Origin of the sequence: Fenollaria massiliensis (assembly GCF_023347705.1) — a bacterium.
Lineage (GTDB): Bacteria > Bacillota > Clostridia > Tissierellales > Peptoniphilaceae > Fenollaria > Fenollaria massiliensis.
Genome location: NZ_CP096649.1, coordinates 995,775 through 1,019,825, shown reverse-complemented (window position 1 = coordinate 1,019,825; position 24,051 = coordinate 995,775). Strand labels below are relative to the sequence as shown.

Here is a 24,051-nt window from a genome sequence, read left to right as displayed (position 1 = left end):
ATTTTTCTCACATTTTTGGTATAATATAATGTATATGAAAAATATTTTACATTTTAGAAAGGGTGTAAGTTTTGAAAGATTTATACGAAGTTTTAGAGATAGAATCAACTGCGACTGAAGCTGAGATAAAAACTCAATATAGGAAGCTTGCTAAAAAATATCATCCAGACCTAAATCCAGGAGATGCAGAGGCTGAAGCAAGATTTAAGGAGATATCTGCCGCTTATGAAGTTTTAGGCAACGCTGAGAAGAGAAAGCAATATGATACATACGGCGAATCGATGTTTCAAAATGGTGGCACAGGAGCTGCAGGATACGGCGGTTTTTCTGAGGATATATTTAGTGATATCTTTGATATTTTTGGAGGCGGTTTTGGCGGTTTCTCATCAGGTGCTGCACAAAGCAAACGTCCAATGTATGGCGAGGACGTAAGATATAACCTTACCATAGACCTAGAAGATGTTTTAAATGGAACTCAAAGAGAGATTGAGATAGAGAGAGTCGAAGAGTGCTCGCATTGCCACGGAAGCGGAGCAAAAGATAAGGACAGCAAGAAGACTTGCAAGACTTGTTCTGGCAGAGGAAGCGTTAGAAAAGAGAGAAGAACAGCTTTTGGCGTATTCGTTCAAACTGAAGTTTGCCCTGACTGTCAAGGCGCAGGCGAGATAATTACTGAAGAATGCCCACATTGCCATGGCAATGGAACTGAGAAGAAAAAGAAAAAAATACTTGTTAAGGTGCCAAAGGGCGTTCGTGAAGATAGCGTCATCAGCATAAGAGGCGAAGGAAGTGTTGGTAAGAATGGCGGACCAAACGGTGATTTAAACGTTTACGTAGACATTAGAGATAATAATAAATTCAAAAGAAGTGGCGATGATTTATATACAAGCGTTAGCATAAATTATTTACAAGCGGTTTTAGGTGACCAAATTGAAGTTGATACGCTTGATGGCAAGGTTAAATTAACTATACCTGAGGGAACTCAGAGTCATACGAAGTTTAAAATTGCAGGCAAGGGACTATATCCACTACACAAGAATTATAGATGCGATTTATACGTTGTAGTCAAGGTTGATGTGCCAAAGAATTTGAATGACGAGCAAAAAGAGTCATTAATAAAGCACTTTAAAGACATGAATTTTGATTACGAACCAAAGAAGAAAAATATTTTTGAAAAAATAAAAGAAAAATTTTAGGAGTTAATATGAATTTTAGAGAAATTAAATTAAAATTTAAAAAAGAAAATGAAGAAAGAGTCGAAATTTTCTTATCAGACTTAGGCATTGACAATATGGCGATTGAAGATCCAGAAGATTTAAAGATTTTCCAAGAAAGACAAAATGCTTGGGACCTATACGATGATGACCTTATAAAATTAGAAAAAGGTTTTATTAGATTTACTATATACCTAGACGATATCTCTGACAATGATGAGAGAGAAGCCAAAATTAAGGCTTACATTGAAGAAATTGGCGGAGAATTTTCTAAGGAAATAATTGATGATAGCGATTGGAAGAATAATTGGAAGAAATTTTTTAAGGTTTTAAAGCCAAACAAAACTATAGTCATAGTGCCAACTTGGGAAGAGTATGAAAAGAAAGATGGAGAAGAAATCATAAAGCTAGAGCCCGGCATGGCCTTTGGTACTGGCTCACACGAGACAACATCACTTTGCATAAAGAAGCTTGAAGAGCACATGAAGCCAGGAATGAAAGTTCTAGACATAGGTACAGGTAGCGGCATACTATCGATTGCAGCGTCAAAGCTAGGCGCTAGCGAAGTTTTAGGCGTTGATATAGATCCGATGAGCGTATACATCGCCAATGAAAATAAAAAATTAAATGAAGTTAAAAACGCTGAATTCATAGTCGGAGACCTTCTTTCAAAGGTTAAAGACAAGTATGATATAGTCGTTTCAAATATACTTGCAGAAGTTATAGTTACAATGACAGGTGATTTACACAAATTTTTGAACAAGAACGGAATTTTCATTTCTTCAGGAATTTTAAAAGTTAAGTCTGCCATGGTTATCGACTCACTTGAAGCCAATGGCTTTGAGATATTAAACGTCGAAGACCTAAACGAATGGACTTCAATCGTAGCTAAACATGCATAGATTTTTCGCAGAAAAAAGAGCTGAAAATCTTTTATATTTAGCAAAGGAAGATATAAAGCACTTTAAAGACGTCTTGAGAATAAAAGATGACGAAGAAGTTGAAGTTTATATTGATGGCGCTGGCTATATCGCTGTTCTTAACTCATATACCAAGGATGAACTATCTCTTAAGATAATTTCTGAAATAAAAGAAAAATATGAGTCTGAGCTAAAAATAAGCTTATTTCAAAGCCTAGTAAAGTCTGATAAGATGGACTTCATAATACAAAAAGCTATAGAAATGGGTGTTTATAGCATAGTTCCTATAGAGACTAAGAGGTCCATTGTAAAGAAAAAAGATATAAAAGATAAAAAACTGGAAAGATATAAAAATATCGCAAAGGCGGCGGCGATGCAGTCAAAGCGCGAGTTTATACCATCTGTATCTGATGCGATGAAACTTAGCGAAGCAAAAGAAATTTTAGATGACTTTGATCTAGTTTTAATTGCTTATGAAGATGAACTTGATAATAGCATAAAAAATTATGATATCAAAGACAAAAAGAATATCGCCATCGTCGTAGGACCTGAGGGCGGCTTCGATATAGGTGAAATAGATGAGCTTAAGAAATTTGGCTACAAATCCATTAGCCTAGGAAAGAGAATACTTAGAGCAGAAACAGCGCCAATTGCGCTACTTACTATGCTTTACTACGAATTTAACGGAAGTGGTCTTTTATGATGAAGGTTTATGTACAAAATTTGGGCTGCAAAGTAAATTTATATGAAGCTCAAGCGATAAAAAATTCTTTCGAGCAAAGAGGCTATGAGGTCAAGGAAGATTTTGACGATATCGATGTCTATGTGATAAATACTTGTACCGTGACAAATAAGTCGGATTCAAAGTCAAGGCAGATGATATCTAAAGTCAAGAAGAAAAATCCAGATGCTATAATAATTATTTGTGGCTGTTATAGCCAGATTAATTCTAAAGAGATAGAAGAGATGGATATAGCGGACATTATAGTCGGCACACAAGGCAGAAACAAGATAGCTGACTACTTAGAAGAATATTTAAACCTTGGCGAAAAGAAAAATTATGTTGAGGATAATATTGACAAAAATTATGAAGAGCTTCTTTTTGATAAAAATTTCGATAGCACTAGAGCTTTTATTAAAATAGAAGATGGATGTAATAATTTTTGTTCATACTGCATAATTCCATACGCAAGAGGAAGAGTGCGCTCGAGAAAGGCAGATAGCATCATTAAAGAGATAGAAACGCTCGCTAAAGATGGCTACAAAGAATTTGTTATCACAGGCATACAGATAACTGATTATGAAGATAATGACATCGACCTAATAAAATTATTAGAAATGATAGATGAAGTGCCTGGCGTTGAAAGAGTGAGACTTGGTTCGATTCAGCCAAAATTATTGAAAGATGAAACAGTAGAAAGACTAGCCAAACTAAAGCACTTGCAGCACCAGTTCCATTTATCCTTACAAAGCGGCTCAAATAAAGTGCTTAAGCTAATGAATAGAAAGTACACGAGAGAAGATTATATTGAAAATACAAGTAAGATATATAAGGCAATGCCGGACTCTGCCATAACTACAGACATTATCGTTGGTTTCCCAGAGGAAGATGATGAAGATTTTAAAGAGTCCATTGACATAGTGAAAAAAATAAATTTCTTAAAGGTTCATGTTTTTAGATATTCAAGGCGTAAAGGCACAAAAGCTTACGATATGAAAGGACAAATTGCTGAGAGCGTAAAAAAAGACAGAGCAGAAATTTTAGAAGAGTATCAAGAAGCTTCGAGACATATATTTATAAATAAATTTATTGGGAATGAATTTGAAGTTTTGTTTGAAGAGAAAAAAGATGAATACTTTGAAGGCTACACATCAAATTATATCAGAGCTTATCTTAAGACAGATGAAAATCTTCATAACCAAATAATAAAAGTAAAGGCAGTAGAAAAATTTAGAGACGGAATATTAGTAGAAAGGATTTGATTTTATGGATTGTTTATTTTGTAAGATTATAGAAGGAAGCATTCCTTCTGAAAAAATTTACGAAGACGACATGATGCTTTGCTTTAAAGATATCAACCCAACATGCCCAGTTCATGTGCTTATGATACCCAAAAAGCATATCTCATCCCTTGATGATTTAAAAGAAGGCGATGAAGAAGTAATTTCTCACATGATGCTAAAAGTTAAGGATATAGCTAAGACTATGGGCCTTGACAATGGCTACAGACTAGTCATCAATACAGGTGAAGACGGTCAACAAAGCGTAAAACATTTACACATGCATTTAATTGGCGGCAGAAAGCTTAATTGGCCAGCAGGTTAAAAACAAGAAAATTAGCAAAAAAGATTAAAAAAACCTTGAAAAAGCTTTAATTTTGTTGTATAATATTTGTAACTTAGTCATAAATGATAGTAACTGTTTTATGAGGGGAGGGATACTATGACAGAAATAAGAGTTAGAGAAGACGAATCACTTGATAATGCACTTAAGAGATTCAAAAGATCATGCGCAAGATCAGGCGTCTTAGGAGAAGTTAGAAAAAGAGAACACTATGAAAAACCAAGCGTAAGACGTAAACTAAAATCTGAAGCAGCAAGAAGGAAAAAACATCAAAAGTTTTAATTTAAATTTATTTGTAAAGATAGAAGGTGTATGATGTCCCTTAAAAACGAACTAAAAAGTAGATATATAGAATCTATGAAAAATAAAGATACAATCATTAAAAACACTATCATGATGGTTAACTCAGCTATAAAGCAAATTGAAGTTGACCAAAGAAAAGAACTAAGTGACCAAGACATTATAGCAATAATACAAAAGCAAATAAAGGAAAAGAAAGGCGCTATAGCTGAGTTTGAACAAGGCCATAGAGCAGATTTAGTTGAACAAACTAAAAAAGAAATAGAAATTCTTATGGAGTACGTACCAAAGGAACTTTCTGAAGAAGAGATAAAAACTATGATTAAAGGTACTTGCGAAGAACTTGGAGACAATAAAACAAATTTTGGCTTAGTCATGAAGACTATGATGTCAAAAGTTAAGGGCAGGGCAGATGGATCATTAGTTACAAATCTTGTTAAAGAATATCTAGCCGGTGCAAAATAGCATCGGTTTTTTCTTGTGATGAGCCTTAGCTCACAGTATATTTTATATAAAAGGGAGGATATTATGAAATTTGTAAAAACTTTAAGCAAAAGAAACTTATTAAAAACAGCTAAGCACGGCGGATGCGGCGAATGCCAAACTTCATGTCAATCAGCTTGTAAGACATCTTGTACAGTTGGTAACCAAAAGTGCGAAAATAAGAAAAATCATAAATAGACTTTGATGTACGATACTAATTTAATACATAAGTTCTATCTAAATGATAAGTATGTAATCTTAGACATATATAGTGGTGCTGTACACGTAGTAGATGAGATTATATACGACTTAGTTGATTACATGTCTAAGGGCTTAGATGAAGCTGTTAAGGCATTATCTACTAAGTATGAAGCTTGTGATATTAAAACTGCTTTTAAGGAAGTAGAAGAATTACACAAAGAAGAGTTGTTATTTACTGAGCCTATAGAGGCAACTCAGCTAGACTTAAGTAAATACAACATAGTAAAGGCTCTTTGCCTACATGTTTCACATGACTGTAACCTAAGATGCAAGTATTGTTTTGCGTCACAAGGCGATTTTAAAGGCAAAAGAGAGCTTATGAGCGTAGAAGTAGGTAAGAAAGCTTTAGAGTTTTTAGTACAAAACTCTGGCAATAGAAGAAATTTAGAGGTTGACTTCTTTGGAGGAGAACCACTAATGAACTTTGACGTTGTTAAAGAGCTTGTTACTTACGGAAGAAGTTTAGAAAAAGAATACAATAAGAATTTTAGATTCACTTTAACTACAAACTGTGTTTTATTAAACGATGAAATTATTGATTATTTAAATGAAAATATGTCAAACGTAGTTCTAAGTATAGACGGTAGAAAATCTGTTAACGATGAGATGCGTCCAACTACTAATGGAAAAGGTTCTTATGATTTAATCGTTCCAAAGATTAAACGCTTCATTGAAAAAAGAGGCGATAAGGACTATTACATTAGAGGTACATTTACATCAGAAAACTTAGATTTTTCAGAAGACGTATTGGATTTCTACAGAAACGGTTTTAAAAAGACATCTATGGAACCGGTTGTAACAGACCAAAAAGAACCTTATGCCATAAGACCAGAACATGTAGAGAGAATTAAGAAAGAGTATGAAAAATTATCAAAAGAATACATCAAAATTAAGAAAAAAGATGATGATTTTCTATTCTTCCATTTTATGATAGACCTTGATCAAGGACCATGCTTAATCAAAAGAGCAATAGGATGCGGAGCAGGATGCGAATATCTTGCTGTAACGCCAAAGGGAGACCTTTATCCTTGTCATCAGTTTGTAGGCGAAGAACAATTTAAAGTTGGTAATGTTTTTGAAGGCGTTACCAAAACTGATTTAAGAGAAGAATTTAAAAAATCAAACGTATTTAATAAAAAAGACTGCCATGAATGCTGGGCAAAATTCTATTGTTCAGGAGGCTGTCATGCTAATTCATACTACAATACAGGCGACATAAACGGTGTATTTGAGATAGGCTGTGAATTAGAAAGAAAAAGAATAGAATGTGCAATCTCAGTTATTGCAAATTTAGATTAGGAGGCCAAAATGAAAAAGTTAAGCACACTTAAGATTGTGATAACAGTCATTTTAATTGCCTGCTTCGGATTAGTAGCTGTATTCGGCTTTGATTTTGCTGGATATCAAATTAAGAGTGCTAAAGACTCTATCAACTTAGGTCTTGACTTAGCTGGTGGGGTATATGTACTTCTTGAAGCTGATACAGACAAAACAGGTGAAGAGCTTAGCAAGGCTATGGAACAATCCAAGGCAATTATTCAACAAAGAGTTGACGGTTTAGGAATTTCTGAACCAAACATATCTATAGAAGGTTCAAACAGAATCTCAATCGAACTAGCTGGTGCTAAAAATGCACAAGACGCTATCGAAACAATAGGTAAAACAGCTCAATTACAATTTATCGATCCAGATAACAATGTAATTTTAACAGGTAAAAACATTAAAGAATCAAAAGTTGTTTATACACAAGATAACTTAGGTAAGTCAACACCAGTTGTTTCAATGGAGTTTGACGAAGAAGGAACAAAGAAATTCGCTGAAGCAACAACAAAGCTTTATAATGAAACAGTTCCTGAAAAGAAAATCTTAAAGATAGTTCTAGACGGTGAAGTAATTTCTGCACCTATAGTACAAAATTCACCAATTACAGATGGTAAGCCTATTATCGAAGGTGGTTCAAAAGGATTCTCAGTTGATGAAGCATCAAAATTAGCTACATTAATTAGAGCCGGTGCACTTCCTATCGAACTTAAGGAAGTTAGATCAGAAATCATCGGAGCTTCACTAGGTATCGACGCTTTCCACAACTCAATGATGGCTATACTTATATCAATACTTTTAATCAGTTTACTATTAATCGTAGTATATAAGATTCCAGGTCTAGTAGCATCAATTTCATTAATTGCGTATACACTATTAGTTTTACTAGCATTTATAGTATTCCATATCAAGTTATCATTACCAGGCATATGCGGTTTACTATTATCAATAGGTATGGCAGTAGATGCTAACTGTATTATATATGAAAGAATTAGAGAAGAATTAATCAATGGTAAGACAGTAAGATCAGCTGTTGATGCAGGCTTTAAGAAAGCTATCGCAACTATCATGGACTCAAACATCACAACTATCATAGCTGGTGTTGTACTTTATGTTTATGGTATCGGTTCAATCAGAGGTTTTGGTATTACACTTATCATAGGTATAGTAATTTCATTATTGACAGCAGTTGTATTGACAAAATTCTTACTAAAGAATTTTGCTCAAATAACATCTAATGAAAATAAAAAGGCATATGGAGCATAGGAGGTAAATATGATTAATTTTAACAAATTGAAAAAGTTTTTTGCTCCAATACCATTTATAGTTATCATCGCAGGTATCATAGGATTCTGCATTCATGGTTTTAACTACGGTATCGACTTCTCAGGTGGTACTATCATGAGAGTTAATGCTGGACAATTTATTGAAGAAGCAAAAGTTTATGACATAGTTGGTAAAGTTGATAAGGGCGCAAGCGTTGTTTATGCTGGTGCTAACAAAGAAACTATCGTTATAAAATCTACACTTGCTTTAACAAACGAGCAAAAGAATCAAATCAGCCGTGCATTTGAAGAAGAATACAAGGTTGACAGAAACAATATCGAAGACACAACTACTGGTCCATCAATCAGTAGAGAAATTAGACAAAAAGCTGTTATATCCATCATTATCGCATCTATCTTAATGCTTATCTATATAACATTTAGATTTGAATGGAAATATGGTGTTGCAGCTGTATTTGCTCTAATCGTTGACGTTTTAGTTATAGTATCTGCATACGGCATATTTAACCTACAAATCGATTCATCACTAATCGCGGCAGCACTAACTATCGTAGGTTATTCTATCAACGCAACTATAGTTATCTTTGATAGATTCAGAGAAAACAAGAGAATGCATCCAAGGATGGATAATAGTGAGCTTATTGAGTCATCACTTAACTCAACATTCAGAAGAACAGTATTAACAACAATTACAACACTTATCGCAGTTGTTGTTCTATACGTTCTAGGTGGTCACGTAATCGAGGCACTTTGTATCCCACTACTTGTTGGTATCATTGAAGGTATGTTATCATCAACATTCATCGCACCATACACATGGGGACTACTTGAAAAGAACTTTGGTCACGGCGCAAAAAACAAAAGAGCTTAATTAAATTTATATAAGGGGAGACGAGATGTCTCCTCTTTTTTTATAAAAATATAATATGGTATTAAAATTATTGTGATTTGGGTATCAATATTCTAGAAATGCGAATAATAAAGAGCATTGGTATAAGAAATTTATATCATATTGCTATATTATAAGGAGGTTATTATGACAGAAATTTTAAAAGGTAAACCAGTTGCAGACATGATTAAGGCTGACATGACTAAGAAGATTGAGGCTTTTCGTGCGAAAGGCATTGCTCCAAAGATTGCCGTAGTTAGACTAGGCGAGGACCCAAGCGATATATCATACGAAAAAGCAATACTTAAGGTGAGTGCGAGCTTAAACATTGATTCAGAAGTATTTAATATACCTAGAGAATCAACAACTGAAGAGCTTCTTGCACTTATGGATAAGCTAAATAATGATACTAAGATACATGGTATACTTGTGTTTAGACCACTTCCTAAACAAATTGATGCAGAAAGAGTTGTTAATTTTATCAATCCAGATAAGGATATTGACTGCATGAACCCAATTAATCTTGAAGCTATATTTGAAGGAAAGAAAGATAGCTTTGAACCAGCTACACCAAGAGCAGCTGTTGAAATTTTAGGAAGAACTGGATATGATTACCAAGGCAAGAATGTTGCCATAATCAACCGTTCCATGGTAGTTGGTAAGCCACTTGCTATGATGCTACTAAATGAAAATGCCACAGTTACTATCTGTCACTCAAAGACAAAGGACTTAAAGGCAGTTTGCAAAAACGCTGACGTTGTATTCACAGCGCTTGGCAGAGCGAAGATGCTTGATAAGTCTTACTTCAATGAAGACTCTATAGTTATAGACGTTGGTGTAAGTATGGATAAGGAAGGCAAGATTAGTGGCGACGCTGATTACGATGCTCTAGTTGATTATGTTGCAAAGATTACACCAGTACCTGGAGGAGTAGGCAGCATAACAACTACAATACTTTTAAATCAAGTACTAAAGGCGGTAGAAAAACAAAATAAATAAAAAATAAATAGAAGAATAAAAAATAAGTGCTAAGCAAAATTTTATGCCTAGCACTTTTTATATGCATATTAAATTATTTAAATGAGAAAAGATATATTTCTTCGCTAGTCACATCTTGATTTATTGCCATAGTGACTGCATATACCTTGTTTAACCCATCTTCTTCTTTTGTTAATATCTCTTTTAAAACTACTGGATTTGCATCATATATACTTATTCTATCTTTATCGTCTGTAGAAAATTCTTGCTTTGCAAGTTTATATTCGCCTCTGTTTTTCCAGTATATAGCGCCATAGTAATTACCGCTATCATCGAGTCTTACAGTTTTTACATATACACTTGGTCCTCCAAGACTGTTTCTAAGATTGATACCTGCATCATGTTCAAGCGGCTCAGTAATGTCTACGTAGCCCTTCTTTATAAATTTCTCTATGCTTGGCTCTTCAAGTGAGGCAAAGTCTTTCATCTCCTTCGAAACTCTAGCATAATCTATTTTATTTGATTTTGATATAAAATATATAGCTATAGCAGCTACAATCAGCACTATTGCAAGTACTAGCCAATATTTTCTTAATGATTTCTCACTATTCATAAGCCCATCTCCTTTATAAAATTAATTCTTTCATACTAAATTATACCCAAAATTTTAATGTATTATCATTGTAAATTTTTATATAAAAAGGCAAAAGTATAGATAAAAAAACAAGGCCTAATATAAGCCTTGTTTATCTATTTTAATCTATGGTAGTATTTTTACCTCATTATCATCATTTTTCTTTTCTTCTTTTTTATCATCTTTTTTCTCTGTATTAATTATATCTGTTATGACATCGTTCCAATTAATACCTTCTTCGTTAAGATCAATGCCATGTTCTTGATTATAATTATTCAAATCTTCTTGAGTATCTGATTGAACTGGAGGGTAGTAACTGTAGTCTTTTGGCAAGATGCCGTTGTGTTCGGCAGGATTATAAGCAGGATTTAGAGCAGTGAAGACCTTAGTAATTTTTAGCTCCTCTGGAGTAAATTCAGTTGCTAGCTTATTGTTTGATGAGTTAACTTTTAAGGCTACGTGCACATTACAAGTCTCAGTAGGCTCAGTTCCTTTAGCAAATATCTCCTCTCTGACGACGCCTCTTGGGTCAGATGAACAAAATTGATTTGGTTTTTTACCAGATTTAGTACATACATAAGCCTTTACTATGCCATCTGGCTGAGCAAATTGAGGTTTGCTTTCTTTGTCTTGATGAATTTTCGTCATTATGTGGCCCCAAAGTTTTGCTGCTAACCACGAGTTTTGAGTTATGGTAATCTTTGGTGAGTCATTACCCATCCAAGTGGCTGCTGCATAGTAATTAGTGAAGCCAACGAACCAGAAGTCAGCATTGTAGTCAGTTGTACCAGTTTTACCAGCACTTGCTTGACCTTTTATGATGGCGTTTTTGCCAGTGTGTTCATAAGCAGTCGATCTAAGTATATCTTTCATTACATAAGCAATTTGTGGGCTAACAACCCTTCTTTGCTTAGCTTCTTTTTCAAGAACAATGTTTCCGTCCTTGTCTAAAACTTTAGTGTAAATAATCGGTTCATTGTAAACACCATCGTTTGCGATAGCGCTGTAGGCAGCAGTCATATCAAGAGGGCTAACACCCTTTGTCATACCACCAAGAGCTAAAGAAGCAAGGTTTTCATCGTTGTGAGTTTTGTTTTCACTAGATTGAACAAAATTATCCTTAGAAGGATTTTCTTCATTTATTATACCTAATTTTTTCAAATATTTTATTGATGTTGGTATACCAATCTTTTTCAAAGTTCTAGCAGAACTTACGTTTATGGAGTAGATTAGTGATTCTCTAAGAGTTGTGATACCTTTAAAACCAGTATAAACGTTGTTTGGCCATACCTTTCCATCAGCTGTAATCATCGGTATATCAAGTATAGGTGAGGCAGCAGTAAAGCCATTGTCAAGAGCAGGTAAGTATACCGCAAGTGGTTTCATAGATGAGCCTGGCTGTCTAGCTGTGTCAGTTGCTCTATTTAAAATTCTTGAACCCTTTACATCACGTCCACCAATCATAGCAACGATGTGACCAGTTTTGTAATCCATAATCACAGTTGCTGATTGCGGCTGAACCAAACCAGTTTTATTATTATAGAAATATTCTGGGTTTATAAATAAGTTTCCAGTTTCATTAACTTTGTAGAATTTATCGTTCTTTTCGAAAAATTCAGCTTTTATGATAAGGCTGTGTCTTGCTTGTCTTAAATAATATGCATCAGGAACTGCAAGACCACCGACTCTATGAGTTAGAAGGTTTTTCGCACCATCAATAGTATAGTAATCTTGTATGTCAGTTGATTTTTTATATGCCAATATTCTTGAGCTAGTAATCGCTAAGTCACCGTTGGCATTTATACTAAACTCACCCTTTGGAATAAATAGATAACCATCGTCAGTAAGTAGATTTTCTTTTTTGTAATAAACTAAATTGCCATCTTTATCAACGATATTACCAGCTTTATCTAAGTTTCTATCAACAAGTAGAGGAGCTTTGTATCTTTTAAGATCGCCTAAAAGTATCCCGTTAAAATTCCTATTGACCTCGTCAAGATCCTTTTGTACTTTTGTATCGATGGTTGAGTATATTCTTAAACCGCCTGTAAATAATCTTTCTTGAGCCTTTTGCTTAGTGATTTGATACTTTTCCATAAGGTCTTCAACAACTTGATTCTTAACATAATCAGTCGCATAGCTTGTAATTTCGGATTCTTTCTTTGCACTTGGCTTTAAGCTTGCTACAACATCAAAATTTATCGCTTCATCGTATTCAGTTTTATTAATCTTGCCAAGTTCAAGCATCTTTTTAAGTATAACTTTTTGTCTTTGAACAGATTTTGTGTTAAATACAAGAATATATTTTTCGCCTAAAATTTCAGTCTCACCAATCTTTCTCATAGTAGCCTCATCAAACTTAAGAGGACTAACCCTGTAGAACGGTTGATAGATGTTAGGACCCTTTACAATGCCAGCAAGTAGAGCAGCTTGAGCGATATTGATCTCGTCAACATTCTTAGAGAAATATGTTCTTGAAGCCTCTTGAACACCGTATGAGTTTTGTCCTAAAGAAATCATATTTAGATAAGACTCAAGAATTTGGTCTTTGCTAAGTTTTGTCTCTAAGTTAAGAGCTAGATAAATTTCTTTAAGTTTTCTTGTAAGAGTTTGTTCATTTGATAAAAATGTATTTTTAATTAGCTGCTGAGTTATAGTTGAAGCACCACGAACAACGCCACCAGCCTTAAAATTCTCGTAAAGCGATGACAAAATACCCTTAGGGTCAACGCCAGGGTGCTCATAAAATCTTTCGTCTTCAATACTTATAAAGGCATCCTTCAAATATTGAGGAACCTTATTTAATTTAACAAAAGTTCTGTACTCAGCAGTCTCTACCTTTTCTAGTAAATTCTTATCCTTATCAAAGATAAGAGAAGTTTCTTCAAAGCCGCTGTTAATTGAGTATGGATCAATCTCAGGGGCAGTAGTAAGTATATTAACAAAAGCAAGCCCCACGCTGCCAGCAAATAAAGTCAAGGATATAAGTATAGTCATCAGCGTGATGACCAAAAGCTTTTTCAGCGTAAACCTCGGCTTTCTTCTATATTTATTATTAGACATATTATCACTCCTAATATTAAGTATACTTGTATTATACCACATATAAGAGATTTTAGTATATATTTTAATAAAATATTAATATAATTATCGTCTTTATGATATAATATTTATTAATTTAGGAGGAAATATATGATAAGCACATATAAAAACCATTTTCATAATCAAAATATATATCTAGAATTTGATCTTGAAGATATGAAAAATATTAATACAGATACATTTAAAACGATTAGTAAAGAAAATCATGCACCCTTGCAAATGATGATAGATGGTAGTGAGACAGAAAAGAGAAATTTTATTCAAGAACATGGTTTTAAGAGGGCAAGAGTTTGCTATAGCATGACAGTAAGAAAAAGTGATATGCTTTCAAAAGATATCTCGGGGCTAAAACTTCTTCACGCAAAAGAAGGTGAGACAATTTACGATGAATTAGCAAAGATATATTTTGATTATTATAAAAAAACACATGAGAGCATCAATCCACTAAGCGTTGATTTTGACGAATCTAAAGAAATTTTAACAAAAGAAGTTTATTATAACGATGAGAGTGGGATGAACTTAGCTTTTGTAGAAGATAATGAAATTGCCTATGTTTACACAAGCGATTTAGATAAGGCGGATGAATTTTTTAAAAGCCTTTGCGAAAAACTTTTTAATGACTATGAAGAGATATTTTTCGAAGCAGACGATGTAGATGAAAGTGCCATGCACTTGAAAAATATTTTTATTGGCGGAGTAGATGAGATTACAGAGACGTGGATATATAAATTAAATGATAAATAAAGATAATTTATTTATATATTATAATAAGAAAAGATTTATGATATAATAAACATAAGAATAAGAATTACTTATAGAGGTGGATTATGTTAACACAAAGAGAGCAAAGGAAAAGAGCAAAAGAATTTGCAGAGAAATGGGCAGGAAAAGGATATGATTATTATGATATACAGAAAAAGGTAAATGAAATAATTAAATAGTGAGCAAAAAAGCCTAATGGGACTGTGTGTTTCATTAGGCTTTTTTTATTTAACAAAAGACTTGTTTTTTATATGCAATTATATTATAATTAAATAAAGCAATAAAAAATATAAGGGAGGATTTCAAATGAGGAAAAAGTTTATAGCACTATTTATGTCAGTGTTAATGCTAATAACAATGTTTCCAGTAGGATTACTAGCAAACAATGAAGTAAAATCAGATATTACTGGCCATTGGGCAGAACCATATATTAAATGGTGCATAGAAAAAGGATATTTTAAAGGTTATCCAGATGGTACTTTTAAACCAGATGCTTTGATAAAAAGAAATGAATATATCAAAGTTATGAGCAATATCACAGGATTTATGAGAAAGGCAAATATTAGTTATACTGATGTTAAATCTAGTGATTGGTATTATGATGATTTACAAAATATTGTAAGTTTAGGCATTTTAGACGGCAAGGGAGAGTTCTATCCAGAAAAGCCTATGATTCGTGATGAAGCTTTTAGAATTTTAGCTGGTTTATACAAGTTAAGTGGCGATGAGAGCGTATTAGCTAGATTCCACGATTATAGTGATATTACAAGCAAGAAAGAGATAGCAGAGTTAGTTAAACTTAATGTTGTTTGTGGCAATACTAAAGGTAAAATAAATCCAAATAACAATATAACTAGAGCTGAAGTTTGTAAGATTTTAAAAGTAATTATTGAGAAACTTGGTACAGATATAAACATGTATCATAAATTGAATGATACAGATGAAACTGATACACAAAACAATGAAGAAAATATTGATAACAACAAGGTGCCAACTAACAATAGAAGATACAGACGTAATTATGATGAAAACAATTCTAATGAAAGAGAAGAAAAGCCATATAAACCTAACAATCCAGTTGATCCAGTTGACCCTAATAAGCCAATTGATCCAGTTGACCCTAATAAGCCAAATATAGGAAAAGATGACAAACTTGATATTCCTGAGAATGAGAAAACTTTAGAAAAATTAAAAGAGCTTATTAAAAAGCATGACGATGAGGTTGTAAATTCTGATAGGTTTATTTTTGCAAGTGAAGAAGTAAAAGCTCCATATGTTGAAGCTATTGAGAAAGCTAAGATACTTGTAGGTGTAGATAATCCGAGCGATAGTGACGTGAAAGATCTTATTAATGAAATTATAGACACATATAATAAGCTTGATGGTAAAAAGCCTGAAGAAAAGATGACTGAAGAAAAAGCTAAGGATATTATAAAAGAAAAGGCTGAAGAACAAAAAGAAAAAGAAGATCCATTGTATTTAAATTCAAAATTAAATAATTCAAAAATAATAATTAATAATATTGATTCAGACTATTCAATGGTTACTCAAGACGAAAGTAAGCATATAACAGGTGAGGTTATTACTGATAAGAACATTGTCAGGATGGGTGCTTATATTGTGGATGTTAGTAAAGAAAGCAATCTTGAGTCAAGTGTTACAATAGATAATAAAAAATTTTCATTTGATCTTAATGACTTTAAAGTTGGTTCAAATAAAGTGAATGTATATGCAGTGCTTGAAGATGGGGAGTTAGTAGAAAAGACCTTCTTTATTGAAAGGTTTAGTAAAGAGATAGAAATTAAAGAAGACGTAATTTATGCAACAGACAAAGCAAAGCAAGATAGTACTGACGACATAGAAGGCTTGTATAGTGCTGATGGCGGTGCAGAGCTTCTAGCTGTAAGAAAAGGTAGTAGCGTTGCTAATCAGATAGAATCTGGAGTTAAGTCTATAATTATAAACCTTGGATATTATGAAGTTAAACACATAGAAAAAGAACTTACACTTGAAGAAGCTTTAAAATTAACAAACAATAAAGTTAATAATGATTCAAATTTATTATATTATGTTGTTAAAAATGGCAATTTAGGTGATATAGCTTCAGGCAATGTAAATATATATGCAAGTCAGTTTGAGCCAACAGAAGACAATGTTGTAATAAACTATGACTTAGAGGGACTAAAAAAATATCAAGAGCTACAAGAAGAAAGGCAAATGAGAAGCCGAATGATGTCATTTGCACGAGCTAACAGGAAAACAGAATATGATGGAGACTTCAAAATTGAAGATTACGAAGAAAATGTAAATTCAATACTTGTAGATGGAGAGAAGTATTCGTTAAAAGGTAAAAAATTAGTGGCTGATGCAAAAATAAAAGATAAAGGCAATAAAGATAATAATATAAGTGTTGCTTTAAATGCACATGTATTGGGATTACCCCCAGTTGAAAAACCTTTTTGGGAGAAAGTATGGAATAAAATTTCTGAAATAGCTACAACGAGTCTTAAAATTCAAAGTGGATATGCTATATTTGAGCTAGCAGATAAACTTGTTAATGGTTTTTACAAAGAATATAAGAATTCAGCTGTATTCAAAATGGGATTTGAGAGTGGATTTGAATATAATGCTTCAAAAGCAAATGATAAAGTAAAAATAAAAAGCAAAGGCTCCTATGGACATTCAAAACAATATGAACTAACATCTGAAGTAGCTATACAAACTGCTAGAAAAGAAAATGCTGGATTTTTTGATCTTGCTGAATTAAAAATGGTGTATGGGGCGATTTCATACGGTAGTTTAGAAGAAGTTAAAGAACATTTGGAATTTGAATTAAAAGGCGATATTACTGGACTTATTAAAGACAGCATGATAAAACGAGCTAACAAAGGTACTAGTATAGATAAAAGATATCATGACATAGGAAATCCTTCATATAAATCAAGTGGCGAACCATTCTATTTAGGATCTATAATATTTAAAATTAAACCAGGCGAACATTTTATGATTAAAGGAAGTAAAAATGGAGAACTTGTAAATTTAGATTTAAGAGATTTTATATGTTTAAGAGCTTCATTATATGTAGCTGCAGATGGAAAGTTAGAGATAAAATATGATGGAAAATCTGATGAAATATATAAAATTACTACCGCTATGCTAATTGCTAAAGATGACTTTGAAAATGAAGCTAAACAACACGATGAAATACAAATTTATAAAAATATTTATGAGAATAAAGAAAGTATGAAAAAATATTATTTACCTGGCTCGTACAAGCTTTTCATTAATTGCCATAAAGAACATAGTAAAACGACTTCTACAGAAATTGATGCTAAGTTAAATATCGGACTAGATGTAGGAGCACAAATTGATTTTGTAGTATTGGGATTCACTCCATTGGTGCTAGATATTGGTGTTAATAATAATCTACTTTTAGCTGGAAATTACAAGAAAGAAACATCTACTTACTCAAAGAATGGAGAGGTTGTTGAAAACGAAAAAACAGTAAAAGAAGGAGAAATGCATTATAAGGCTACATTATATGGAGATTTATATTATGAACTTCTTGACTACTCTAATAAACCAGGTAAAGATAAAACTATGCAAGACATTGCTGAAAAAATGAAGAAGCAAACTAAGGACTTGAAAGGACAAGTTAATGAAATTCATCAAGAATTAGTTGGAATACTAGATAAAGTAAATAATATTATAAGCAGTGCTGATAGCAACTTAGATGAGATAGACACAATGATTACTTGCGTGAACAAGATTGCTAGCAAAGCTAGAAGTATAAATAGATATCTTAAATCTAATAAAGTAAATTCTGCAATTAACAATTTAGACAAGGCATCTAAAAATCTAAGAAAAATTAAAGAAGGAGCAGATGAGACTATTAATTCTTCTTTAGATTTAAATAATGAATTGATAGCTGAAATAGACAAGATTAAAAATTCAATTGAATCTGTTGCAGATAGCGTTGATAGTAAAATAGATTTAATTTATAAACCTATTAATATATTCCATCCAACTGTAATAGCTGAAATTGATTTTGTAAACTACAATGGAGATTTTATTTTCGATAAAAAGACACAAACAATAACTGGCTATAAAGGTAAAAAGTATGCCAATATTGTTATACCTGCAAAAATTGGTGGCATAGAAGTTTTAAACATTGGAAATGGAGTGTTTAAAGAGGCTGAAATACAAAGTCTAAAATTCGAAAAAGGTTCAAAATTAAAAAGCATATATGCGGATGCATTTGCAAATAATAGTGTTATGAAATTTAATCTATTAGATTTGCCTTCGACAGTAGAAACTATTGGTTCATCGGCTTTTGCTAGCGCTGGATTTAGAGGCGAGTTAAAAATACCTAGAACATTAAAAAGAATTGAGCGTGATGCGTTTAGAGACAATTCTATTACGAAAGTTAAGTTACCTTATTTGGAAAATGGTTATGGAACCTTCATATTTAATGGTAATCCTATTGAAGAAATAACATTTGCTGATGATTTTAAAATTGTACCATTTAATATGTTCGCAAGTTGCGGCTTTGGTTCAAAGATAAAATTAGGCGACTCTAAAATAGAAGAAATCGAAGATGGAGCATTTTATAATGCTGATATTGAGGGTGAATTAAAACTTCCAAAAACTCTTAAAAAAATAGGAAGAGTTGCTTTTGAACAAAACAAAATTAGTAAGCTTGTTTTGCCAGATTCACTAGAAAAAGTTGGATCTGAAGCTTTTAATGACAATAAGATTAAAGTATTGAGAATAATAGGTATAAAAGATGGATATGGAGCGGCTGTGTTTAATAAGAATCCTATTGAAGAATTAACATTCGCTCCAAACTTTAAAAAAGTTGATACATCAATGTTTGCTTATTGTGGATTTGGAGATAAGATGAATTTAGTAGATTCAAATATAGAAGAAGTATGCAATAGCGGATTTTCTAGTGCTGGTTTTAGCGGAAAGTTAAAACTTCCGAAAACATTAAAAACATTATCGATTCATGCTTTTGGTTTTAATAAAATAACAAGCGTTGAGATTCCTTCAAGTTTAAAAGAAATATCTAATGAAGCATTTGGATTTAATCCTATAGAGAAAATTACTTTTTCTGATGATGTAAAAGTTATTTCAAAAGGAATGTTTTCAGGAGTTTTCTTCTCGTCAGGTGAGATGTGTACTTCTAGTAATTTTGAATTTTCAAATAAAATAGATTTTGAAAACTCTAAGATAGAAAGAATAGAAGAAGACGCTTTTCTTGACTGCAAATTTGAAGGCGATATAAGATTTCCTAAGACTTTAAAATATATTGAAGACAATGCTTTTAAAAGTTCAACTTTTACAACATTTGAGGCTTCAACAATATATTTACCTCCAGATTGTTCATATTCAGACTCTTCATTTGGCAATAACATCTATGAAGATGAAGACAAAAACATAAAAATTATTGGTGGGATAAATAGAAGTCCAAAAAAAGATGATAATAATGCTGATGATAATAACAATGCTGATGATAATAATAAAAATAAACCTGAAAATATTGATACAATAAACTCATCATACAAGGAACTAGATTTAGTATCATAAAATAAAAGCTCATAAGCTAAAATAGCTTATGAGCTTTTATTATTTTCACCTAGTCTATTTATATGGTATAATAAATGTAAACTTTGATATTAAAGGAGTGATTTTATGCCATGCAGTAAAAATTATACAAAAGAAATAATAGATGATTATTGTGTGTTAGACACAGAAACAACTGGCCTATCATCTTATTATGATGAAATTATAGAAGTAGGTGTGTTAAGAGTTAGAAATAATGAAATAGTAGAAAATTATTCACAACTCATTAAACCAAAATATGAAGTTGATGATTTTATAACTTCTCTAACAGGCATTACTAATGATATGCTTATAGGCATGCCATCTATATTAGATATTAAAGAAAAATTACTAAACTTTATTGGCGACGATATAATTATTGGTCATAATACATCTTTTGATATTAGGTTTTTAAATTGTGGCCTTAAAACAGAGCTTGATAATAAATACATGGATACAATGCAATTTTCTAGAAAGCTGTATCCAGAGTTGAAACATCATAGGCTTTCTGATATGACAAAATACTTAAATCTACACAATAATGAGCATCGCTCTATCGCAGATTGTATTTCAACAAAGGAACTTTATGATTGCATTAAAAAGCACATGAATGCAAACAATATTGCTATTAATGATCTGTGGAAAACTACAAGGACTAAATTTGATATAAACTCAATAACACCAGATGTAGTTGAGATAGATGAAGACAACTTTTTTTACAATAGGCACGTTGTATTTACAGGAAAGCTAGAGAAGATGTTAAGAAAAGATGCGATGCAGATAATTGTTAATTTAGGAGGAATACTTGATAGTAGTGTGAATAATAAAACTAACTACTTAATACTTGGAGATAACGATTATAATGCAATACTAAAAGGTGAGAAGTCATCAAAACATAAGAAAGCTGAAAAATTAAAACTAGAAGGTAATGATATAGACATTATAGATGAATTGACGTTTTATGATTTGATTAACCAATAGTGCTAAAAGTTAAGATGTAAAATATGTTATTTAAGACGGTAGAAATGCCGTCTTTTTTTATTGGATACTTTTTAATGTTTTGAAAGAAAAGGGTGCAAATAGCGAATATTTTTACTCTAATTTATAAGCATTAAATTGTATCCATTTTGAATAGTTTAAGGCAAGACAGTTATGGAAGCATATGGCTTTGACTGGAGAAAGATGAGCGAGTCGGAGTGTGTTGCTGAGCTTATGAAACTATATAAAAAGATGATTGAAAAGAATTAAACGATTAGCGTAGATAATTTTGTCTACGCTATTTTTATATACAATAAATATTTTGACATTTAACTCGGGCTTTGGTATAATTACAAAGAGGTGCTATATGGAGAGAGCAATTATATATACAATTGAATTTGATTCAAAGACTGACGAGTATCTTGATGAGCTTGAAGCGCTTCTTGAGGCGTGCGATGCTGAGGCCATTGTCAGAGTGAAACAAAGTAAGGACGTTTTAAACCCTCGCTACTATATGGGCAAGGGTAAGCTTGACGAGATAAAAACGCTTATAGAAGCGAATGATATTGACTTACTTGTTGTTAATGACGAGCTAAGCGGCGTTCAAACGAGAAACTTAGAGGACGAACTCGATATAAAAGTGGTCGACAGGACTAATCTTATACTTGATATATTTGCTCTAAGGGCTGAAACTGTTGAAGCGAAACTACAAGTGGAGCTTGCTCAGCTATCATATAGACTGCCAAGACTTGTTGGTATGAATAATTATCTATCAAGAGAGGGAGGCGGCATCGGCACTAGAGGACCCGGTGAGCAAAAACTTGAAACTGACAGACGTCACATACAAGAGCAAATTGATAGAATTAAAAATAAATTAAAGGAAGCTCAAAAATCAAGGGACAATATTTCTAAAAAAAGAAATGAAAGCGATGTTCCTTATGTGAGTATCATCGGTTACACTAACTGCGGTAAATCTACTATATTAAACAGCATGATTAGGCTATCTGAGAGTGGTGCTAAGGAAGTTTTGGCTAAGGATATGTTATTTGCCACACTTCAAACTTTTGTTAGACAGATAAAATTCTCTTCTGGCTCTGAATTTATTGCCTCAGATACTGTTGGTTTTGTATCAAATTTACCTACAAAACTAGTTGAAGCATTTAAAGGCACTCTAGAAGAGCTAAAATATGCGGATTTAATTTTACACGTGGTAGATATATCAGATGAGAACATGCATCTACAAATTGAGACTACACTTGATTTGATGAAGTCTTTAGGACTTATGGACAAAAAAGTTTTAAGGGTATATAATAAGGTAGATAAACTTGATGAGCATAGAAGATCATCCTTAAAAGATGCTGAAGATACAATTTATATATCAGCAAAAAATGATGACGATGTAAAAAAACTTATTGATAAGATAGAGGCAATCATTAAAGAGGATTATAAAGAGGTAACGATGAGGCTTGCTTTTAAGGATAGTGCCATCATCGATAGGCTTAAAAAGAGCTATGCTGTAGAAGTTACAAAGTACGACGAAGCTTCGATGTACATAAAAGTGAAGCTTTCTCAAAAAGATTACAATAAATATAAAGAATATGTGTGCGAATAAAGAGTATAGATCGGTCCTGGAGCAAGTAAGCGCCGAGGATCTGATAAATAAATCAAAGTTCATAGCAAACACAAAGCATGTTATGAGCGAGGAAGAGGCCATAGCCTTCATTAACGAGATGAAGGATAAATACAAGGACGCGACTCATAACGTTAGCGCTTATATTATTAATAGTAATATTCCTACAAAGCGCTACGATGAAGACGGCGAGCCACAAGGCTCATCTGCAAGACCCATACTTTCGGTTATGGAGATGGAGGGGCTTTCAAATATCGTCTGCGTTGTGACTAGATACTTTGGAGGCATTAAGTTAGGCGTTGGAGGCCTTGTAAGAGCTTACTCAGGCGCGTTTAAGAAGAGCATTGAAGGCCAAATATATGACTATGGCAGCTTTCTTAAGTATAGATTGACTTTTCCATACGCAGAATTTGATAAAATTAAAAACTATTTATCACATACAGTTTATGATTTAGATAATTTAAAGTACATGGAAAATATTAGTGCGGACATATACATAAAGGAAGAGGACAGCGAAGAACTTTTGGAAACGCTTAAAAATCTTTCTAATCGCGAGCTTGATTATGAGTTTGCAGATGAATATATTAAAGCGCATATTGATAAAAGGATTGTGAAATAATTGAAAGATTATGAAAAAATAGTTCAAGACATGGTATCTTGGCTAAGAGATAAAAGGGATAAAACTGGTTTAAAAGGAGCAGTTTTCGGGCTTTCAGGTGGAGTTGACTCAGCAGTTGTCGCAGGTCTTGCAAAACTTGCTTTTGGTGATGATCACTTAGCTATAGTCATGCCGATACACTCACTTGAAGAAGACGAAGTAGATGCAAAATTAGTCGCGGATAAGCTTGGTATAAAAACTGCAAGGGTTGATTTAACAAGTACTTATGACGATTTTGTTAAAAGTGCAAAGGCAGATGACTTTTCTAAGATGAGTTTATCAAATATAAAACCAAGACTTAGGATGACAAATTTATATCTATATGGACAAAATTTATCATACATGGTAGTCGGCTCATCAAACAAAAGTGAGTACCTAGTCGGCTACTTCACTAAGTGGGCAGATAGCGCATGCGATATATATTTATTAAGAGATTTTTATAAAAGAGAAGTTTATGAAATCGCCAAAGTTTTAGGCGTGCCAGATGAGGTAATAAACAAAAAACCATCGGCAGGACTTTGGAAAGGCCAAAGCGATGAGGACGAATTAGGCGTTTCTTACGATGATATTGAAAAATATTTCGAGGGCGAGGCCATTGCCATAGAAAAAGAAGAAAGAATAAAAAAGCTATATAATTCAACCGAACATAAAAGATCGGATATAGATTATTTTAAAAACATATATTAGG

The 24,051-nt window shown here is 32.7% G+C and carries 20 protein-coding genes; 18 read left to right on the top strand and 2 right to left on the bottom strand.

The features are described from left to right. Positions 1-71 precede the first annotated feature (71 nt). From dnaJ to M1R53_RS05075, 12 genes are all read left to right on the top strand, one after another. Positions 72-1,196, top strand: coding sequence for a molecular chaperone DnaJ (gene dnaJ, locus M1R53_RS05130; RefSeq protein WP_249242221.1), 1,125 nt, complete (start codon positions 72-74; stop codon positions 1,194-1,196). Between the two features lie 8 nt (positions 1,197-1,204). Continuing rightward, positions 1,205-2,116, top strand: a complete 912-nt coding sequence (prmA, locus tag M1R53_RS05125) for a 50S ribosomal protein L11 methyltransferase (RefSeq protein WP_249242220.1) — start codon at positions 1,205-1,207, stop codon at positions 2,114-2,116. Next, positions 2,109-2,837 carry an RsmE family RNA methyltransferase gene (locus M1R53_RS05120; RefSeq protein ID WP_249242219.1) on the top strand — a complete coding sequence of 243 codons (729 nt, stop codon included), beginning with the start codon at positions 2,109-2,111 and terminating at the stop codon, positions 2,835-2,837. Before prmA ends, M1R53_RS05120 begins: the two co-directional genes overlap by 8 nt. Further along, the gene (gene mtaB / locus M1R53_RS05115; RefSeq protein WP_249242218.1) at positions 2,834-4,117 is read left to right on the top strand and encodes a tRNA (N(6)-L-threonylcarbamoyladenosine(37)-C(2))-methylthiotransferase MtaB; all 1,284 of its coding nucleotides are present in this window, start codon (positions 2,834-2,836) and stop codon (positions 4,115-4,117) included. Before M1R53_RS05120 ends, mtaB begins: the two co-directional genes overlap by 4 nt. 4 nt (positions 4,118-4,121) lie before the next feature. Beyond that, positions 4,122-4,460, top strand: a complete 339-nt coding sequence (locus tag M1R53_RS05110; RefSeq protein ID WP_019213755.1) for a histidine triad nucleotide-binding protein — start codon at positions 4,122-4,124, stop codon at positions 4,458-4,460. A gap of 117 nt (positions 4,461-4,577) precedes the next feature. Then, positions 4,578-4,760 carry a 30S ribosomal protein S21 gene (rpsU, locus tag M1R53_RS05105; RefSeq protein WP_019213754.1) on the top strand — a complete coding sequence of 61 codons (183 nt, stop codon included), beginning with the start codon at positions 4,578-4,580 and terminating at the stop codon, positions 4,758-4,760. Positions 4,761-4,793: 33 nt separating this feature from the next. Beyond that, positions 4,794-5,243 (top strand): GatB/YqeY domain-containing protein, encoded by a 450-nt coding sequence (locus tag M1R53_RS05100; RefSeq protein ID WP_249242217.1) that lies wholly within the window; start codon positions 4,794-4,796, stop codon positions 5,241-5,243. 63 nt (positions 5,244-5,306) lie between these two features. After that, on the top strand, positions 5,307-5,459 hold the full coding sequence (gene scfA / locus M1R53_RS05095) for a six-cysteine ranthipeptide SCIFF (RefSeq protein ID WP_019213752.1): 153 nt from the start codon (positions 5,307-5,309) through the stop codon (positions 5,457-5,459). A 6-nt stretch (positions 5,460-5,465) separates the two neighbouring features. Beyond that, on the top strand, positions 5,466-6,821 hold the full coding sequence (gene scfB, locus M1R53_RS05090; protein WP_249242216.1) for a thioether cross-link-forming SCIFF peptide maturase: 1,356 nt from the start codon (positions 5,466-5,468) through the stop codon (positions 6,819-6,821). Positions 6,822-6,830: 9 nt separating this feature from the next. Next, the gene (gene secD / locus M1R53_RS05085; protein ID WP_249242215.1) at positions 6,831-8,108 is read left to right on the top strand and encodes a protein translocase subunit SecD; all 1,278 of its coding nucleotides are present in this window, start codon (positions 6,831-6,833) and stop codon (positions 8,106-8,108) included. Between the two features lie 9 nt (positions 8,109-8,117). Continuing rightward, a complete protein-coding gene (gene secF / locus M1R53_RS05080) occupies positions 8,118-8,999 on the top strand; it encodes a protein translocase subunit SecF (protein WP_249242214.1) in 882 nt (293 codons plus the stop codon). A gap of 165 nt (positions 9,000-9,164) precedes the next feature. Continuing rightward, complete coding sequence (locus tag M1R53_RS05075) at positions 9,165-10,016, top strand: bifunctional 5,10-methylenetetrahydrofolate dehydrogenase/5,10-methenyltetrahydrofolate cyclohydrolase (protein WP_249242213.1); 852 nt, start codon at positions 9,165-9,167, stop codon at positions 10,014-10,016. Positions 10,017-10,089: 73 nt separating this feature from the next. On the opposite strand, the gene M1R53_RS05070 is transcribed toward M1R53_RS05075, so the two are convergent. Beyond that, on the bottom strand, positions 10,090-10,608 hold the full coding sequence (locus M1R53_RS05070) for a hypothetical protein (protein WP_249242212.1): 519 nt from the start codon (positions 10,606-10,608) through the stop codon (positions 10,090-10,092). Positions 10,609-10,755: 147 nt separating this feature from the next. Continuing rightward, positions 10,756-13,692, bottom strand: a complete 2,937-nt coding sequence (locus tag M1R53_RS05065; protein WP_249242211.1) for a transglycosylase domain-containing protein — start codon at positions 13,690-13,692, stop codon at positions 10,756-10,758. Positions 13,693-13,821: 129 nt separating this feature from the next. Here M1R53_RS05065 and M1R53_RS05060 point away from each other — a divergent pair, with 129 nt between their 5' ends. The 6 genes from M1R53_RS05060 (at position 13,822) to nadE (ending at position 24,050) form a co-directional block, all read left to right on the top strand. Continuing rightward, positions 13,822-14,475, top strand: coding sequence for a hypothetical protein (locus M1R53_RS05060; protein WP_249242210.1), 654 nt, complete (start codon positions 13,822-13,824; stop codon positions 14,473-14,475). 324 nt (positions 14,476-14,799) lie between these two features. Continuing rightward, the gene (locus M1R53_RS05055; protein WP_249242209.1) at positions 14,800-20,082 is read left to right on the top strand and encodes a leucine-rich repeat protein; all 5,283 of its coding nucleotides are present in this window, start codon (positions 14,800-14,802) and stop codon (positions 20,080-20,082) included. Positions 20,083-20,187: 105 nt separating this feature from the next. Further along, positions 20,188-21,078: an exonuclease domain-containing protein gene (locus M1R53_RS05050; RefSeq protein WP_249242208.1), complete on the top strand. Its 891-nt coding sequence runs from the start codon at positions 20,188-20,190 to the stop codon at positions 21,076-21,078. Between the two features lie 364 nt (positions 21,079-21,442). After that, on the top strand, positions 21,443-22,687 hold the full coding sequence (hflX, locus tag M1R53_RS05045) for a GTPase HflX (protein ID WP_019213736.1): 1,245 nt from the start codon (positions 21,443-21,445) through the stop codon (positions 22,685-22,687). Beyond that, positions 22,674-23,324, top strand: a complete 651-nt coding sequence (locus tag M1R53_RS05040) for an IMPACT family protein (protein WP_283162597.1) — start codon at positions 22,674-22,676, stop codon at positions 23,322-23,324. Before hflX ends, M1R53_RS05040 begins: the two co-directional genes overlap by 14 nt. Then, the gene (gene nadE, locus M1R53_RS05035; protein ID WP_249242206.1) at positions 23,325-24,050 is read left to right on the top strand and encodes an NAD(+) synthase; all 726 of its coding nucleotides are present in this window, start codon (positions 23,325-23,327) and stop codon (positions 24,048-24,050) included. Position 24,051 lies beyond the last annotated feature (1 nt).

Coding starts and splice junctions, on each gene's coding strand:
- prmA (WP_249242220.1), top strand. CDS start 1,205: ATGAATTTTAGAGAAATTAAATTAAAATTTAAAAAAGAAAATGAAGAA.
- M1R53_RS05120 (WP_249242219.1), top strand. CDS start 2,109: ATGCATAGATTTTTCGCAGAAAAAAGAGCTGAAAATCTTTTATATTTA.
- mtaB (WP_249242218.1), top strand. CDS start 2,834: ATGATGAAGGTTTATGTACAAAATTTGGGCTGCAAAGTAAATTTATAT.
- M1R53_RS05110 (WP_019213755.1), top strand. CDS start 4,122: ATGGATTGTTTATTTTGTAAGATTATAGAAGGAAGCATTCCTTCTGAA.
- rpsU (WP_019213754.1), top strand. CDS start 4,578: ATGACAGAAATAAGAGTTAGAGAAGACGAATCACTTGATAATGCACTT.
- M1R53_RS05100 (WP_249242217.1), top strand. CDS start 4,794: ATGTCCCTTAAAAACGAACTAAAAAGTAGATATATAGAATCTATGAAA.
- scfA (WP_019213752.1), top strand. CDS start 5,307: ATGAAATTTGTAAAAACTTTAAGCAAAAGAAACTTATTAAAAACAGCT.
- scfB (WP_249242216.1), top strand. CDS start 5,466: ATGTACGATACTAATTTAATACATAAGTTCTATCTAAATGATAAGTAT.
- secD (WP_249242215.1), top strand. CDS start 6,831: ATGAAAAAGTTAAGCACACTTAAGATTGTGATAACAGTCATTTTAATT.
- secF (WP_249242214.1), top strand. CDS start 8,118: ATGATTAATTTTAACAAATTGAAAAAGTTTTTTGCTCCAATACCATTT.
- M1R53_RS05075 (WP_249242213.1), top strand. CDS start 9,165: ATGACAGAAATTTTAAAAGGTAAACCAGTTGCAGACATGATTAAGGCT.
- M1R53_RS05070 (WP_249242212.1), bottom strand. CDS start 10,608: ATGAATAGTGAGAAATCATTAAGAAAATATTGGCTAGTACTTGCAATA.
- M1R53_RS05065 (WP_249242211.1), bottom strand. CDS start 13,692: ATGTCTAATAATAAATATAGAAGAAAGCCGAGGTTTACGCTGAAAAAG.
- M1R53_RS05060 (WP_249242210.1), top strand. CDS start 13,822: ATGATAAGCACATATAAAAACCATTTTCATAATCAAAATATATATCTA.
- M1R53_RS05055 (WP_249242209.1), top strand. CDS start 14,800: ATGAGGAAAAAGTTTATAGCACTATTTATGTCAGTGTTAATGCTAATA.
- M1R53_RS05050 (WP_249242208.1), top strand. CDS start 20,188: ATGCCATGCAGTAAAAATTATACAAAAGAAATAATAGATGATTATTGT.
- hflX (WP_019213736.1), top strand. CDS start 21,443: ATGGAGAGAGCAATTATATATACAATTGAATTTGATTCAAAGACTGAC.
- M1R53_RS05040 (WP_283162597.1), top strand. CDS start 22,674: ATGTGTGCGAATAAAGAGTATAGATCGGTCCTGGAGCAAGTAAGCGCC.